The sequence below is a fragment of the Caulobacter vibrioides genome (assembly GCF_002858865.1).
GTDB lineage: Bacteria > Pseudomonadota > Alphaproteobacteria > Caulobacterales > Caulobacteraceae > Caulobacter > Caulobacter vibrioides.
Genome location: NZ_PJRR01000016.1, coordinates 207,092 through 219,784, shown reverse-complemented (window position 1 = coordinate 219,784; position 12,693 = coordinate 207,092). Strand labels below are relative to the sequence as shown.

Genomic DNA, 12,693 nt, shown 5'->3' with positions numbered 1-12,693 from the left:
ATGAATAGGCTTTATGCCCGTTAAGAGTGTTTTTGCTCCTTCAGATCACCGTTACCGGAACGTTGTTCACATTCCGCAGAGGTCGACGTGGGCAGGCAAGCAAACACGTTCAAGTTCCAGGAGGCCGGCGTCCTGATCGTGGACGAAAACACCGGGTTCATGGATCTGACAGCGCAGATTCTCCTGGGCTTCGGCTTCAGGAAGCTGGAGCGGCGGGGTCTCAAGGAGGCGGAGACCCGCGCCGGCTTTGACCCCGACCTGATCATCGTGGACCCGTTTCCCGACCTGGACACGGGCCTTCGCCTGATCGAAGACCATCGGCGGAAGCAAACAGCGGGCTCGCCACCGGCCGTCGTGATCGTGTTGACGGGCCATACGCCGCGCCCCCTCATCGAGAAGGCGCGCCGCGTGGGGGCCGACTACATCGTAGCCAAGCCCTTTTCGGCCAACACCCTGCTGGATCGCATCCTCTGGAGCACGTCCTCGGTCTTCGCCAATGTCGCTTCCGGGGAGCTTGGGGACGACGACACTGACGACACCCCCCTCCGGGCGTCGATCCAGAGCGCGACAGCGGCGCTTCTCCAATGACCGCCAGCCGCCTGACACGCTTCGTCGACCTGCCGGGCGGAATCGATATCCGCACTGCGCTCGTCCGCGCCCAAGCGAACGCCGAGGCCTATCGCGGATCGGCCCTGGAATTGATTGATCAGGCGATCGAGGCTCTGATCGTCGCCGGCGAGGACGTCGACGCGGCCACCGCCGCACGCCTGGCCGAGACCATCCGCTCACTGGCGGGCATGTTCGAACTGGCGACGCTGGAGCAGTCCGCCGCCAGTCTGTGTGACATGGTCCGCGCCCTGGTCGAGCGCGGCGCCTGGGACTCCCGAGCGGTGTGGGTCAATATCCGAGCGCTCAAGATCATCCGGCAGCACGGCGACAGCGAGAACCTTCAGGAGGTCCTGGAGGGCCTCCGTCGGTTAGGCGCCAGAGCCGCCGCCGGCCGTCAGACCTGACCGTCCTCGATCAGTGCAAGGTGGGACCGCGGGGAACTGACCGCCGCCAGAGCTGGCTGGTGAGGGCGTTGGCGACGCCCAACCATCCCAGGTCAGGCGCAGTGCCGCCGCCGACCTTGCGCGCTTCGAGCGCATAGGCCGCCGAGGCCGCCATCGACGCGGTGGCGGCGCCGAGTTGGCCGCCGACGCGCTTGGCGCCCAGGCCCAGCCACAGAGCGTTGAAGCCCTGCACCAGGCTCCAGATCGTCAGCGCGCGCGTCCTGGCCGGGCTCGAGGGCGCGTTCCAGGTCCGCAGTCCGGACAAGGTCATGGCGATGAACAGCGGCGGCAGCAGCAGGCTGGTCAACGGCTTCGGCTGATGCGCCACAGGCTCGTGCATTTCGGCGAACTCGACGGCGTACATCTCATCGTCGAGGGCCCGTTCGTGGCGGCGGCCCATGATCATCGCAGCGATGATCGCCCCGCCGGCCAGGGCCGCGCCAAACGCCACCTGCGCAACCGGATGGTGACGTTCGCGATGATCGAGCTCAAACGCCTCGCGGCCGGCAAGGGCGCGTTCCCGCGCGGTTCCGTTGGCGATATGCATGCGACGCTCCTCGTGAACTCTAAGGTTCAAACAGTCCAGCTCGGCCTTGGTTCCAGGCCACTCTGACCGCTTCAGGGTATCATGACCGGATAGCGCCCGCGACGCAAAGGACCGCGCCCACGCCTTGGGCTGGCTCTTGCGGTGAAAGTGGGGAAATCTGGCGCATGCCCCTCACGATCCGCCCCGCCCGTTTCGAAGAACTGCCGGCCGTACAGGCCATCGAGCGGCTTTCCGCGCGAAGGTTCGTGGGGTGGATCGACGCGCTTGCCGACGATGATCCCTCGCCCCTGGAGCGCCTGGCGGAGCGGTCGGCGTCCGGGAGATTGCTGGTCGCGGATGTGGAGACAGGCGAGGGCCCGAAAGCCGCCGGCTTCGTGATGTTTCGACCGTTGGAGAACAGCCTCTATATCGAACAGATCGACGTGGCGCCGGCCTTCGAGCGCCGCAGGATCGGCGCGACCCTGATCAATGCTGTGGCCGACCGCGCCGTCGCCCTCGGCCTTTCCGGGCTGACGCTGTCGACCTTCCGCGAGATCCCCTGGAACGCGCCCTACTATCGCAGGCTCGGCTTCGTCGACCTCGACGATGAGGCCCTAGGTCCCGCCTTGGCGGAGGTTCGACGCGAGCACCTGGCTCGGGGCCTCGACGAAAGCGCCCGCGTCTTCATGATCCGAAAAGTACCTTAGGCGGGTAGCTCGCCCATGGCCGACTGGAGGTAGTTGGCTTCGCCCAGCGACTTCACCAGCGACAGCTGGGTTTCGAGGAAGTCGATATGCTCCTCGGTGTCGCTGAGGATCACGCGCAGGAGTTCGCGGCTGACATAGTCGCGCGCCTGCTCGCACTGGATGATGCCGGGGATCAGCGTCTCGCGCCCCGCCAGCTCGACCTGCAGGTCGCTGTTCAGGCACTCGGGCACGGTCTCGCCGATCTTCAGCTTGTGCAGGTCCTGAAGGTTGGGCAGCCCCTCCAGGAACAGGATGCGGTTGATCAGCATATCGGCGTGTTTCATTTCGCCGATGGATTCATCATAGGTGATCTTGCCGAGGCGCTTGAAGCCCCAGTTGTCGTACATCCGCGCATGCAGGAAGTACTGGTTGACCGCCGTCAGCTCGTTGGTGAGCACCGCGTTGAGCAGTCGGATGATGCTGGGATCGCCCTGCATGGCGGCCTCCTTAGGCGTCGAGGATTCGTACTGGCGGCGACCGTGGGGCAAGCCGAAACGGCGTTCAACCTGAATGTGTGCAAGTGTTTCGCGGTCTCACGGAATTCCGCGAGAACGCGTCTCGGTCGCGAAAATCGTGGCCCGACGGGGGGTTATTCGGCGGCGTAAGCCAGCGCTTCGCGGCTTTCCTGGATCATCTGACGCATCTCGCACACGCACTTGGCGCATTGGGCCTGGCAGCCCTTGTGACGGAAGATGTCAGCCGGCCGCGTAGCGCCAGCGTCGATGGCGGCGCGGACTTCGCGCTCGCGGATGCCGTTACAGTTGCAGACGTACAAGGAAAGAACGCCTTACCCGATTGAGTGTCATTCTCATCTAGCGCACCGCGACCGCTTTTGCAACTGACTCTCACTATGGTTAGCAGCGGCTGGAGGTCGCATGCCGAGGCGAATTGGCCTAAAGCGACCGCATGACGCTCGACTGCCGCCTCTACCTGATCACGCCGCCCGCCCTGACCGACCTCGCCGACTTCGGGCGCCAGCTGGCCCGCGCGCTGGAGGGCGGCGACGTCGCCGCCCTGCAGATCCGGCTGAAGGACGCCCCGGATGACCTGGTGGCCGCCGCCGTGGACGTGCTGGCCCCGATCGCCCAGGCGCGCGATGTCGCGGTGATCCTGAACGATCGTCCCGATCTCGCGGCCCGCCTTCCCGTCGACGGCGTACATGTCGGCCAGTCCGACATGGCGTGCAGGGACGCTCGCAAGCTGATGGGCGATCGGATGGTGGGCGTCACCTGCCACGACAGCCGACACCTGGCGATGGAGGCCGCCGAGGCCGGCGCCGACTATGTCGCGTTCGGCGCCTTTTTCCCGACGAGCACCAAGGACGCGCCGACCCGGGCCGAGCCCGACATCCTGACCATCTGGCAGGAGACGATGGAAACGCCCTGTGTGGCCATCGGCGGCATCACCGTTGAGAACGCCTCAGGCCTCGCCACGGCCGGGGCCGACTTCCTGGCGGTTTCGGCCGGCGTCTGGTCGTACGCCCAGGGCCCCGACGCAGCGGTCGCCGCTCTGAACGCCGCGATCGCCGAGGGTCTGGCTGCGCGTAAGTAGTCCCGAATAACAACGGTATCTTGTGACGCGCCGCACATCGTCCTAGCGTCCGCCTCAGCGAACAAAAAAGCAGGGGGAGACGCAGATCATGAAGCGGCTCGTAGTGTGTTTGCTTGGCGTACCGATCCTGGCCCTCGCCACGGCCGCGATCGCGGAGAACTGGAAACTGGCTCCCGGCGAGACCAAGACCTATTACGACGAAGACTTCAGCCGGGTCGATCAATCGACCGGGCTTGTTGTCACCCGTATCGCCGAGGGCAAGGCCAACGGCCCCTATCGCAACTGGCCCGCCTCCAAGGGCCCCATTCTGATCTTCGCGCTCGACTGCGCGGCGGACAAATGGATGGACCTGGGCATGGACTTCGACGGCACAAAGGGCCTGCCCAAGGGCTGGCGCCAGGAAGCCAAGATCGACGACATCTCCGGCGCCGTGGGCAAGGCCGGCAAGCTGTTGTGCGAGGCCAAGGAGAGCCTTCCCAAGGTCGAGCTACCCTAGCCCAAGGGCCTGCGGATCCAGGTGGGCCAGCTTCTCGGGATTGCGAACGGTGTAGACGGCGACGATCCGTCCTGCATCGACCTCAAGCCCGACAGTCTGGAAAACAGAGCCGTCAACGGCCAGCACGAAGCCAGGCTGGCCGTTGACGCGCGCCAGCCTGACCACGGTGTCGGAGGGCGGCGGCCACTTGCGCCGAACGCCCAGGATCAAGGCGACCGCCTTGGCCAGCCCCCGGACAGGGTTCAGGTTCGCGCTGGCCAGGCCGCCGCCGTCGGCGTGCATGACGACGTCCTGCGCCAGCAGGTCGCGAAGCGCCGCCTCATCGCCCGTCATCACCGCCTCGAAAAAGGCGGCCGTCAGGCGACGCTCCTGATCGACGCTCGGCTGATGTCGCGGTCGGTCGCGGCGGACGTGTTCGCGCGCCCGCGAGGCCAGGCGCCGGCAGGCGGTCTCGCTGCGCCCCAGCGTGGCGGCGATCTCGGCGAAGGGCGTATCGAAAACGTCGTGCAGCAGAAACGCCGCGCGCTCCAGAGGCGTAAGACGCTCCAGCGCCAGCAGAAACGCCACGGATAGATCCGCGTCGCGGCCCGCGTCGAAATCAGGATCGACCACCGGCTCAGGCAGCCACTCGCCGACATATACCTCGCGTCGCGCCCGGGCGGACTTCAGGCGATCCAGCGCCAGGCGCGTGACCACCCGGCTGAGGAAGGCCGCAGGTTCCTGGACCTCAGAGACATCGACCCCACGCCAGCGCAGCCAGGCGTCCTGAACGACATCCTCGGCCTCGGCGCGCGATCCCAGCATACGGTACGCAAGGCCGGTCATAGCCCGCCGCCGCGTCTCGAAGATGGTCTCCGCGACCGTCATGTCCGAACCGTCACCAAATCGCCGCCGACCTGCACGCGGGAACAGGTCTTGCCGTGCCCCATCGCGTACTTGACCGTCGGATAGACCCGCGATGCGGCGATGGCGAGCGCGATCGCCGACAGCCCTTGCGGCCCCCAGCGCGCGAGCACCGCATCGCGTAGGGCGTCCGCGCGGTCCAGATCCTTGTCCAGCGACGCCTTTGCGAACTGATAGGCGAGCGCGGCGTCCGCGCCCATGCCCGCTATATCTCCCGCCAGCACAGCCCTGAGCACATCGGAAGGCGCCTGGTTTTCCTCGGCGATGCGCACGCCGATCTGCACGCACGGCCCACAATCCTCCGACAGCGTGGCGGCTAGGCCGGCGGCGGCCAAGGCCACCGGCGGCGCCCCCTCACGATAGCTCGCCAGCGTGCGCACGCTCTGCAAGGCCCAGAACGCCTTGGGGCTGGCCGCCAGAAGATCGTGCATATAGGCGCCGTCATAGTCGTAGCGCCCCTCGAAGCGCCGGAGCATCGTCGCCAGGATCATCCGGATCATTTCTGCTCCCCTTTCGAGGGTTGGAACGCGGCGATGGCGAGCCAGATCGTGGCCGCCGTCGGCAGAAACACGCCGGGGAAATCACGCGCCAGCAGCGGCCAGGGCGCGCCTGCGCCGCAGAAGGGCGTGACCAGATGGATCATCGCGTGAAGCCCTTGGAACGTCGCGGCGACCACCACCGCGCCAGCATGGCGGCGAAGGTTCCAGGCGCCCAGAGCCGTGGCGACGCCGCAGGCCAGATAGGCCGCGCCGACATCCCGAACGAAATGATCGTTGAACGGACCGGTGAGAACCACGCCCGGCACGGCCAGATACCAAGGGTAGGGCGCGGCGAGCATCACCGCGCCATTTCCCAGGAAAAGGACCGTCAACCCTATTGCGAAACTGCGTCTCATCGCCGTGCCTCCAGCCGATATGGGATACAGACGACGAAGGGGGGATCGATGTGACACGGCGGACGAAGATTTCCTGGGGCGGACCGTTAAGCCTGTTGAATCAACGGCGACTTGCCTTCGCGCCTGTGGACGACTAGGTTCCGCGCCCGTTCTTTCACACCGTCGACCTACCGCTCCGCCGCCGGACTTTCCGGCGGGCGTCGACGGCTTCTTGAGGATAGCCCGCCCGTGCCTACGCCCTCCGCCCTGCTGAACGTGATGATCGAAGCGGCTCGGAAGGCCGCCCGTGGCCTGGCTCGTGACTTCGGCGAAGTCACCGAACTGCAGGTCTCCAAGAAGGGCGCGGCGGACTTCGTCACCAACGCCGACATCAAGGCCGAACAGACCCTGTTCGAACTGCTGACCAAGGCCCGTCCCGGCTACGGCTTCCTGGGCGAAGAGCGCGGCATGGTCGAAGGCACCGACAAGACCCACACCTGGATCGTCGACCCGCTGGACGGCACCACCAACTTCATGCACGCCATCCCGCACTTTGCGGTGAACATCGCCTTGCAGCGCGAGGGCGAAGGCATCGTCGCCGGCGTCACCTACAACCCCATCACCAACGACCTGTTCTGGGTCGAAAAGGGCAAGGGCGCCTTCCTGGGCGCCGAAAAGCGCCTGCGCGTCGCCGCCCGCCGCCACCTGGACGAGGCGATCCTCGCCACCGGCGTGCCGTTCGCCGGCAAGCCGGGCCACGGCCAGTTCCTGAAGGAGCTGCACCAGGTCAGTCAGAAGGTCGCCGGCGTCCGTCGCTTCGGCGCGGCCTCGCTGGACCTGGCCTGGGTCGCCGCGGGTCGTTTCGACGCCTTCTGGGAGCGCAACCTCAACAGCTGGGACGTCGCGGCCGGCGTGCTGATGATCCAGGAGTCGGGCGGCAAGATCACCACGATCGACGAGAACGACCACGACGTCGTGCAGGGCAAGTCGATCCTGGCCAGCAACCAGGACCTCCACCCGCAGATCCTGGAACGTCTGCGGGCGGCGTAGAAACCTGTCATCCCGGGCGAAGCGCAACGCAGACCCGGGACCGCGACAGGCGTATAGGGTCCGACGGTCCCGGCTCGGCGCGCTTCGCGCTTGGCCGGGATGACAGTTTTCAAGGTCTAGCCAAACCGTCACATCCGCGCGCTAAATCGCGGGCCATGACCCTGCTGACCCGTCGCGCCCTGACCACCGCCGCCCTCGCCGGCACATTCATCCCGGGCCTGGCCCGCGCCCAGAGCCGCAAGCCGATCGTCATCGGCCACCGCGGCTGCAGCGGCGAGCGCCCCGAGCACACGGCCCTGGCCTATGAGCGGGCCATCGAGCAGGGCGCGGATTTCATTGAGCCGGATCTGGTCCCGACCAAGGACGGACACCTGGTCGCCCGCCACGAGAACGAGATCGGCGGTACGACCGACGTCGCCAGCCGTCCGGCGTTCGCCGCCCGCAAGACCACCAAGACGATCGACGGCGAGCAGATCACCGGCTGGTTCACCGAAGACTTCACGCTGGCCGAACTGAAGACCCTGCGGGCCCGTGAACGCCTGCCGCAGCTGCGCCCAGCCAGCGCCGCCTTTGACGGTCAGGCCCAGATCCCCACCTTCGAAGAAGTGTGGGCGATCGCTCAGGCGGGCTCCAAGCGGACGGGCCGCACGATCGGTGTCTATCCCGAGCTGAAGCACCCGACCTATTTCGCCGCGATCGGCCTGCCGACCGAGGCGCGCCTGGTGACCAAGCTGAAGGCGCTGGGCCTGAACTCGGCCACCGCCCCGGTGTTCGTGCAGTGCTTCGAGGTCGCCCCTCTGAAGCGACTGCGCGCCCTGACGTCGGCGCGCCTGGTGTTCCTGGTCGACGCGGAAGGCGGGCCGGCCGACCAGCCGGGCGTCAAGTACGCCGACCTGATCACCGCCCAGGGCCTGAAGGACGTCGCGGTCTATGCCGACGGCCTTGGCCCCAACTGGAAGCTCGTCGTGCCCCACGACGGTCAGGCTCTGGGTGCGCCGACCACCCTGGTCCGCGACGCGCACGCTGCCGGCCTGGCGGTGCACCCCTGGACCGTGCGCTCGGAGAACGCCTTCCTGCCGGTGAGCCTGCGCAAGGGCGACCCCGCCAGCCCAGGCTTCCTGGCCCAGCATGGCGACTCCGAGGCCGTGCTCAAGGCGCTCTATGCGGCGGGCGTCGACGGCGTGTTCAGCGACTTCCCGGCCCTGGCGGTCGCCGCGCGCGGCTGACGTCCGGCGGATCTCTACGGGCTCTTGCGCAAGCTAGGCGCGCCGGTGCAGCGTGCGCCCGCTTTGAAGTCGCATGCGAGAAACGCCATGAAGATCCGTCACGCCGCTTCTGCGGCCGCGCTTGCGGTCGCGCTTGTCTTTGGCGGGCCCACGCTGGCCTCGCCGGGCTCGGATCTCTTGGACCGTATCGCCGTCGACTTCGTGCGCATGACGCTGGAGGCCGGCGAGCGCGAGCCCGGCTATGTCGACGCCTATTACGGTCCGCGCGAATGGCAGGATTCCGCCAAGCTGGCGCCGCGCCCGGTGTCGGTGCTGCGCAAGGAGGCCGACCGCCTGCAGATGCTGCTGGCCAAGGTCCCCGACAAGGACCTGACCGCCGACCAGCGCCGCCGCAAGCTGTTCATGCGCGGTCAGCTGAAGGCGGCCCAGACGCGGCTGGCCATGATCGCCGGCGACAAGTTCAGCTTCGAAGACGAGGCCGAGGGTCTGTTCGGCGTGCGCCCGGTCCTGAAGCCGTTGAAGAGCTATGATCCCATCCTGGCGCGCCTCGAAAAGATCGTGCCCGGCAAGGGCGATCTGGCCGCCCGGGTCGACGCCTTCCAGAACCGGTATGTGATCCCGACCGACAAGGTCGATGCGGTCATGAAGGCCGGCATCGCCGCTTGCAAGGCCAAGACCGAAGAACACCTGAAGCTGCCGACGGGCGAGCGCTTTGACCTTGAGTTCGTCACCAAGAAGCCCTGGAGCGGCTACAACTGGTACAAGGGCGACGCCAAGAGCCTGATCCAGATCAACACCGACCTGCCGATCTATATCAGCCGCGCCTTGGACCTGGGCTGCCACGAGGGCTATCCCGGCCACCACGTCCTGAACGCGCTGCTCGAACAGAAGCTGACCAAGGAGAAGGGCTGGGTCGAGTTCAGCGTCTATCCGCTGTATTCGCCGCAGTCATTCATCGCCGAAGGCTCGGCCAATTTCGGCATCGAGCTGGCCTTCCCCGGCAAGAGCAAGACCGCCTTTGAGCAGGAAAGGCTCTACCCGCTGGCGGGCCTGGATCCGAAGACCGCGCAGGCCTTCGACGCGCTGCAGCAGGCCAAGGCGGCGCTCTCCAGCAGCGGCAACACCGTCGCGGCCCTCTACCTGTCTGGCAGGATGACCAAGGAACAGGCTGTCCAGGCGCTGATGAAATACAGCCTCTATTCGCGCGGCGGGGCCGAGAAGCGGGTCTCGTTCATCGAGACCTATCGCTCGTACGTCATCAACTACAACATCGGCCAGGACATGGTCCGCGCGCACGTCCTTCGCGCCGGCAAGACCGATGACGCCCGCTGGAAGGCCATGGAGCGCCTGCTCAGCGAACCGACGACGCCGGCGGATTTGGCGAGATAGGCCTCGCAACAGCAAGAGGCATCGTGATGACGTTCGACGCTCCGGCGCTGATCCTATCGTCCGCGACGGCGGCCATCGGCCTGTTTGCAGCGGCGCAGCTGGGTCTGCGGCGCGACTGGCGGACTGCACCGGCAACGGCGCTGGCGATGTTCCTGCTGCTGAGCGGTCTGTCGGGAATCGACCTGCTGTTGGACCGCACCGGGATCTATGCCGCCCATCCGTGGACGACCGGCATTCTGTGGGCGCTCTCGCTGTTCCAGGGACCGTCAATCCTGGCCTATGTGCTGGCTATGACCGGCGAACCGGAGCGCTGGACGCAGGTCCGCGTCTGGCGGATCGCTTGGCCGGCCGGGGTCGCGGCTTTGCTGGCGTCGCCGTTCTTCCTGCTGCCCGCCCCGACGCGACTGGCGGTCTACAGTGGCGCCGGGGTGGGGACGGACGTGCTGGCCGGCGCGCTCCAGCTCATCTTCGTCGCGCTGTTCCTGGGGGTCACCCTGGGTTACCTGGCCGCCGCCCTGGTGGTGCTCAGCCAGCACGTGCGGCGCGTGCGAGACCTTTTCTCGAACCTGGAGGATCGGACGCTGAGCTGGCTGCGAGCGCTGGTGCTGCTGATGCTGACAGCTTGGGCCTGGGGCGCGGTCAAGTCAGTGCTGGCGATCGGAGCGAATGCTTCCTGGCTGGACGTCGCCGCCGCCGCCGTCGAACTGGGCTGGACCGCCGCCATTGGCCTCTTCGGCCTGTCGCAGAAGCCGATCTATAGCCAGGAAACTGAGACGCCCAACGTCCTGCCACCGGCCGAGAAGTACGCCCGCTCGGCGCTACCCGAGGCCCGCCAGGTCGAGATCGCGGCCAGGCTGGAGCAGGCCATGCGCGCCGAGCAGCTGTATCGCGATCCGCTGCTGTCGCTGAGCGCCCTGGCCGGCCGCGTGGCGATCACGCCCAATCACCTGTCCCAGACTCTGAACGATCACCTGGGCCAGAGCTTCTTCGATTACGTCAATCGCTGGCGGGTCGAAGACGCGGTGGGGCGGATCAAGGCCTCGGACGAACCGATCCTGGCCATCGCCTACGACGTGGGCTTCAACTCGCGCTCCACCTTCAACGCCGCCGTCAAGAAGCACACCGGACAGCCGCCCAGCGCCTTCCGGCCCTGATCGCGCGACGTCCGAACCGTCAGGCTCGGAAGCGCTGAGGCTTCGAGCCTACCCGTCCGGACGACGGCGAGCGGCCGCCCCTTCATGACCGTGACTGTCCTGCTCATTGCACGAGAACAGTCATGATCCGCTATTTCGCTATCGCCGCCTGCGCCCTGGTCCTCACGCCCTTCGCGGCGCGGGCCCAGGAGGCCGAACAGCCGCCCGAACGCCTCTTCCTGCTGGGGGCCGGCGTCTACGCAACCACCAACCCCTACGCCTCCGCCAAGAAGAAGACCCAGACCGGCGCGCTGCCGCTGTTCGTCTATCAGACGCAGCGCTTTACCGCCGACCTGTCGGGCCTGGCGGTCACCGCCTGGAGTAACGACCATTTCAAGCTGGAAGGCCGAGTCGCGCCGCGCTTCCAACTGGTCGATCCCAAGGACACGCGAGACTTTTCCTTCCTACAACGCGACGCTGGCGTTGATCTGGGCGGACGGCTCAGCGCCGCCGCGGGCCCCGCCACGCTGAGTTTGGAATATCTGCGCGATGTCACGGACCAGGCCAAGGGTCAGGAAATCAACCTGGATCTCGCCTTCTCTGCCAGCCCGCTGGAAAAGCTATCGGTCGATGTCGTCGCCGGCGTTTCATGGAAGGACGAGAAGCTCGCCACCTGGCTCTACGGCCTGCGCGAGACCGAAGTCGGCAAGCTGCGCGCCTTCGAGTACGGCCGCACAGCCAGGGCCGCGTCGGGTGGTGTGTTGGTCCCCTCGCTGGGCGTCCAGGCCCGCTACCAAGTCACCGACCGCCTCTTCGTGATCGCCGCCGCCGAGGTGGAACTCTTCGACAACGACATCACCGATAGCCCGCTGATGGCCAAGGACCATGCCAGCAGCGGCTTTGTCTCTGTGGTCCGTCGGTTCTAGGGCCAACGCCATGCGATCGCCCTTCGTGCCGATGTACTTTCCCGCCCGCTTCGCCCGGCCTGCGACCCTCGCGTGGGACAGCTTCAAAATTCTTCTGATCTGGGCTGCGGCGACGGGGCCGATGGCCATCCTCGTATGGGGCGTCGCGCCGCAACTGATCAGATCCGACGATCCAATGCCTGGCCTGGTCTTCTGGCGATTGGTTGTCGCCGGAATGGTCTGGCAGCTGGTCCTGTCGCTGCTCATCCTAAAGCTGGAGGGCGTCCCATTCCGCCCCTATACCCTGGCGCGGCGGCTTTGGCTGACAAGCCCGATCTGGCGACCGAGCGGAAAGCCGATGGTGCTGGCCTTCCTGTTGGTCCCAGCCTTCGTCGCGCTGGGCTTCGTCGGCGATGATCTGGTGACGCGCCTCTTCCAGGCCACGCCGATCGGGCTGCATCTGCTGGAGATGGCCCCAGCCTACGCCGACATAAGAACCCTTGATGTTCCGGCCGCGAGCGGTCGTTGGGACATCTTGGGTTTGGCGCTCGTCTCAAGCCTCTTCAACTACCTGCTCGGCGAGGCGCTACTCTTCCACGGGGTGCTGCTGCCGCGCATGGAGAAGGCTTGGGGTCGATGGGCCTGGCTCGGCAACGGCCTCCTCTTCGCCGCCTACCACGCCCACAAGTTCTGGCTGATGCCGGGCCTTGTCATCAGTTGCCTGTGTTACAGCCTTCCCGCCCAGGCGTTCCGGAGCAACTGGCTGGCCGTGCTCATCCACGGACTCGAGGGCGTTGTCTTGATCGTCGCGGTCACCGCGGTGATCCTTCAACCGTGACCCC

At 66.7% G+C, this 12,693-nt stretch carries 17 protein-coding genes; 11 read left to right on the top strand and 6 right to left on the bottom strand.

The window, feature by feature from the left end; all coding sequences use genetic code 11:
• The first annotated feature begins 87 nt into the window (after positions 1 to 87).
• Together CVUC_RS13105 and CVUC_RS13100 are read left to right on the top strand one after the other, a co-directional pair.
• Positions 88 to 588: a response regulator gene (locus CVUC_RS13105; RefSeq protein WP_096034346.1), complete on the top strand. Its 501-nt coding sequence runs from the start codon at positions 88 to 90 to the stop codon at positions 586 to 588.
• Positions 585 to 1,013: a chemotaxis protein CheE gene (locus tag CVUC_RS13100; protein ID WP_096034347.1), complete on the top strand. Its 429-nt coding sequence runs from the start codon at positions 585 to 587 to the stop codon at positions 1,011 to 1,013. The genes CVUC_RS13105 and CVUC_RS13100 overlap by 4 nt, the downstream gene beginning before the upstream one ends.
• A gap of 10 nt (positions 1,014 to 1,023) precedes the next feature.
• Here CVUC_RS13100 and CVUC_RS13095 read toward each other — a convergent pair whose 3' ends face one another.
• Positions 1,024 to 1,599 carry a tryptophan-rich sensory protein gene (locus CVUC_RS13095; protein WP_024265930.1) on the bottom strand — a complete coding sequence of 192 codons (576 nt, stop codon included), beginning with the start codon at positions 1,597 to 1,599 and terminating at the stop codon, positions 1,024 to 1,026.
• 164 nt (positions 1,600 to 1,763) lie between these two features.
• On the opposite strand from CVUC_RS13095, the gene CVUC_RS13090 reads away from it, so the two are divergent.
• Positions 1,764 to 2,285, top strand: coding sequence for a GNAT family N-acetyltransferase (locus tag CVUC_RS13090; RefSeq protein WP_096034348.1), 522 nt, complete (start codon positions 1,764 to 1,766; stop codon positions 2,283 to 2,285).
• On the opposite strand, the gene bfr is transcribed toward CVUC_RS13090, so the two are convergent.
• Positions 2,282 to 2,761: a bacterioferritin gene (gene bfr, locus CVUC_RS13085; RefSeq protein WP_010921095.1), complete on the bottom strand. Its 480-nt coding sequence runs from the start codon at positions 2,759 to 2,761 to the stop codon at positions 2,282 to 2,284. The genes CVUC_RS13090 and bfr overlap by 4 nt on opposite strands.
• Positions 2,762 to 2,913: 152 nt before the next feature.
• Complete coding sequence (locus CVUC_RS13080) at positions 2,914 to 3,099, bottom strand: (2Fe-2S)-binding protein (protein WP_010921096.1); 186 nt, start codon at positions 3,097 to 3,099, stop codon at positions 2,914 to 2,916.
• Between the two features lie 131 nt (positions 3,100 to 3,230).
• Between CVUC_RS13080 and thiE the strand changes: the two genes are divergently transcribed.
• Positions 3,231 to 3,875, top strand: a complete 645-nt coding sequence (gene thiE / locus CVUC_RS13075; protein ID WP_096034349.1) for a thiamine phosphate synthase — start codon at positions 3,231 to 3,233, stop codon at positions 3,873 to 3,875.
• Positions 3,876 to 3,963: 88 nt separating this feature from the next.
• On the top strand, positions 3,964 to 4,371 hold the full coding sequence (locus tag CVUC_RS13070; RefSeq protein WP_010921098.1) for a hypothetical protein: 408 nt from the start codon (positions 3,964 to 3,966) through the stop codon (positions 4,369 to 4,371).
• Here CVUC_RS13070 and CVUC_RS13065 read toward each other — a convergent pair.
• Genes CVUC_RS13065 through CVUC_RS13055 form a run of 3 tightly spaced genes read right to left on the bottom strand, consistent with a single transcriptional unit; the run spans position 4,363 to position 6,226 of the window.
• A complete protein-coding gene (locus CVUC_RS13065; protein WP_096034350.1) occupies positions 4,363 to 5,238 on the bottom strand; it encodes a sigma-70 family RNA polymerase sigma factor in 876 nt (291 codons plus the stop codon). The two genes, CVUC_RS13070 and CVUC_RS13065, sit on opposite strands and share 9 nt — an antisense overlap.
• Positions 5,235 to 5,774, bottom strand: coding sequence for a hypothetical protein (locus tag CVUC_RS13060; protein WP_096034351.1), 540 nt, complete (start codon positions 5,772 to 5,774; stop codon positions 5,235 to 5,237). The genes CVUC_RS13065 and CVUC_RS13060 overlap by 4 nt, the downstream gene beginning before the upstream one ends.
• Positions 5,771 to 6,226, bottom strand: coding sequence for a hypothetical protein (locus CVUC_RS13055; RefSeq protein WP_096034352.1), 456 nt, complete (start codon positions 6,224 to 6,226; stop codon positions 5,771 to 5,773). The genes CVUC_RS13060 and CVUC_RS13055 overlap by 4 nt, the downstream gene beginning before the upstream one ends.
• 171 nt (positions 6,227 to 6,397) lie before the next feature.
• Here CVUC_RS13055 and CVUC_RS13050 point away from each other — a divergent pair, with 171 nt between their 5' ends.
• From CVUC_RS13050 to CVUC_RS13025, 6 genes are all read left to right on the top strand, one after another.
• Positions 6,398 to 7,198, top strand: a complete 801-nt coding sequence (locus CVUC_RS13050) for an inositol monophosphatase family protein (RefSeq protein ID WP_164468229.1) — start codon at positions 6,398 to 6,400, stop codon at positions 7,196 to 7,198.
• Positions 7,199 to 7,353: 155 nt separating this feature from the next.
• The gene (locus CVUC_RS13045) at positions 7,354 to 8,424 is read left to right on the top strand and encodes a glycerophosphodiester phosphodiesterase (RefSeq protein WP_096034353.1); all 1,071 of its coding nucleotides are present in this window, start codon (positions 7,354 to 7,356) and stop codon (positions 8,422 to 8,424) included.
• An 87-nt stretch (positions 8,425 to 8,511) separates the two neighbouring features.
• Positions 8,512 to 9,813 (top strand): hypothetical protein, encoded by a 1,302-nt coding sequence (locus tag CVUC_RS13040; RefSeq protein ID WP_164468230.1) that lies wholly within the window; start codon positions 8,512 to 8,514, stop codon positions 9,811 to 9,813.
• Positions 9,814 to 9,839: 26 nt separating this feature from the next.
• The gene (locus CVUC_RS13035) at positions 9,840 to 10,967 is read left to right on the top strand and encodes a helix-turn-helix domain-containing protein (RefSeq protein ID WP_096034355.1); all 1,128 of its coding nucleotides are present in this window, start codon (positions 9,840 to 9,842) and stop codon (positions 10,965 to 10,967) included.
• Positions 10,968 to 11,089: 122 nt separating this feature from the next.
• Positions 11,090 to 11,872: a MipA/OmpV family protein gene (locus CVUC_RS13030; protein WP_096034356.1), complete on the top strand. Its 783-nt coding sequence runs from the start codon at positions 11,090 to 11,092 to the stop codon at positions 11,870 to 11,872.
• Positions 11,873 to 11,882: 10 nt separating this feature from the next.
• On the top strand, positions 11,883 to 12,689 hold the full coding sequence (locus tag CVUC_RS13025; protein ID WP_205687777.1) for a CPBP family intramembrane glutamic endopeptidase: 807 nt from the start codon (positions 11,883 to 11,885) through the stop codon (positions 12,687 to 12,689).
• Positions 12,690 to 12,693: the final 4 nt, after the last annotated feature.

Coding starts and splice junctions, on each gene's coding strand:
- CVUC_RS13100 (WP_096034347.1), top strand. CDS start 585: ATGACCGCCAGCCGCCTGACACGCTTCGTCGACCTGCCGGGCGGAATC.
- CVUC_RS13095 (WP_024265930.1), bottom strand. CDS start 1,599: ATGCATATCGCCAACGGAACCGCGCGGGAACGCGCCCTTGCCGGCCGC.
- CVUC_RS13090 (WP_096034348.1), top strand. CDS start 1,764: ATGCCCCTCACGATCCGCCCCGCCCGTTTCGAAGAACTGCCGGCCGTA.
- bfr (WP_010921095.1), bottom strand. CDS start 2,761: ATGCAGGGCGATCCCAGCATCATCCGACTGCTCAACGCGGTGCTCACC.
- thiE (WP_096034349.1), top strand. CDS start 3,231: ATGACGCTCGACTGCCGCCTCTACCTGATCACGCCGCCCGCCCTGACC.
- CVUC_RS13070 (WP_010921098.1), top strand. CDS start 3,964: ATGAAGCGGCTCGTAGTGTGTTTGCTTGGCGTACCGATCCTGGCCCTC.
- CVUC_RS13065 (WP_096034350.1), bottom strand. CDS start 5,238: ATGACGGTCGCGGAGACCATCTTCGAGACGCGGCGGCGGGCTATGACC.
- CVUC_RS13060 (WP_096034351.1), bottom strand. CDS start 5,774: ATGATCCGGATGATCCTGGCGACGATGCTCCGGCGCTTCGAGGGGCGC.
- CVUC_RS13045 (WP_096034353.1), top strand. CDS start 7,354: ATGACCCTGCTGACCCGTCGCGCCCTGACCACCGCCGCCCTCGCCGGC.
- CVUC_RS13040 (WP_164468230.1), top strand. CDS start 8,512: ATGAAGATCCGTCACGCCGCTTCTGCGGCCGCGCTTGCGGTCGCGCTT.
- CVUC_RS13035 (WP_096034355.1), top strand. CDS start 9,840: ATGACGTTCGACGCTCCGGCGCTGATCCTATCGTCCGCGACGGCGGCC.
- CVUC_RS13030 (WP_096034356.1), top strand. CDS start 11,090: ATGATCCGCTATTTCGCTATCGCCGCCTGCGCCCTGGTCCTCACGCCC.
- CVUC_RS13025 (WP_205687777.1), top strand. CDS start 11,883: ATGCGATCGCCCTTCGTGCCGATGTACTTTCCCGCCCGCTTCGCCCGG.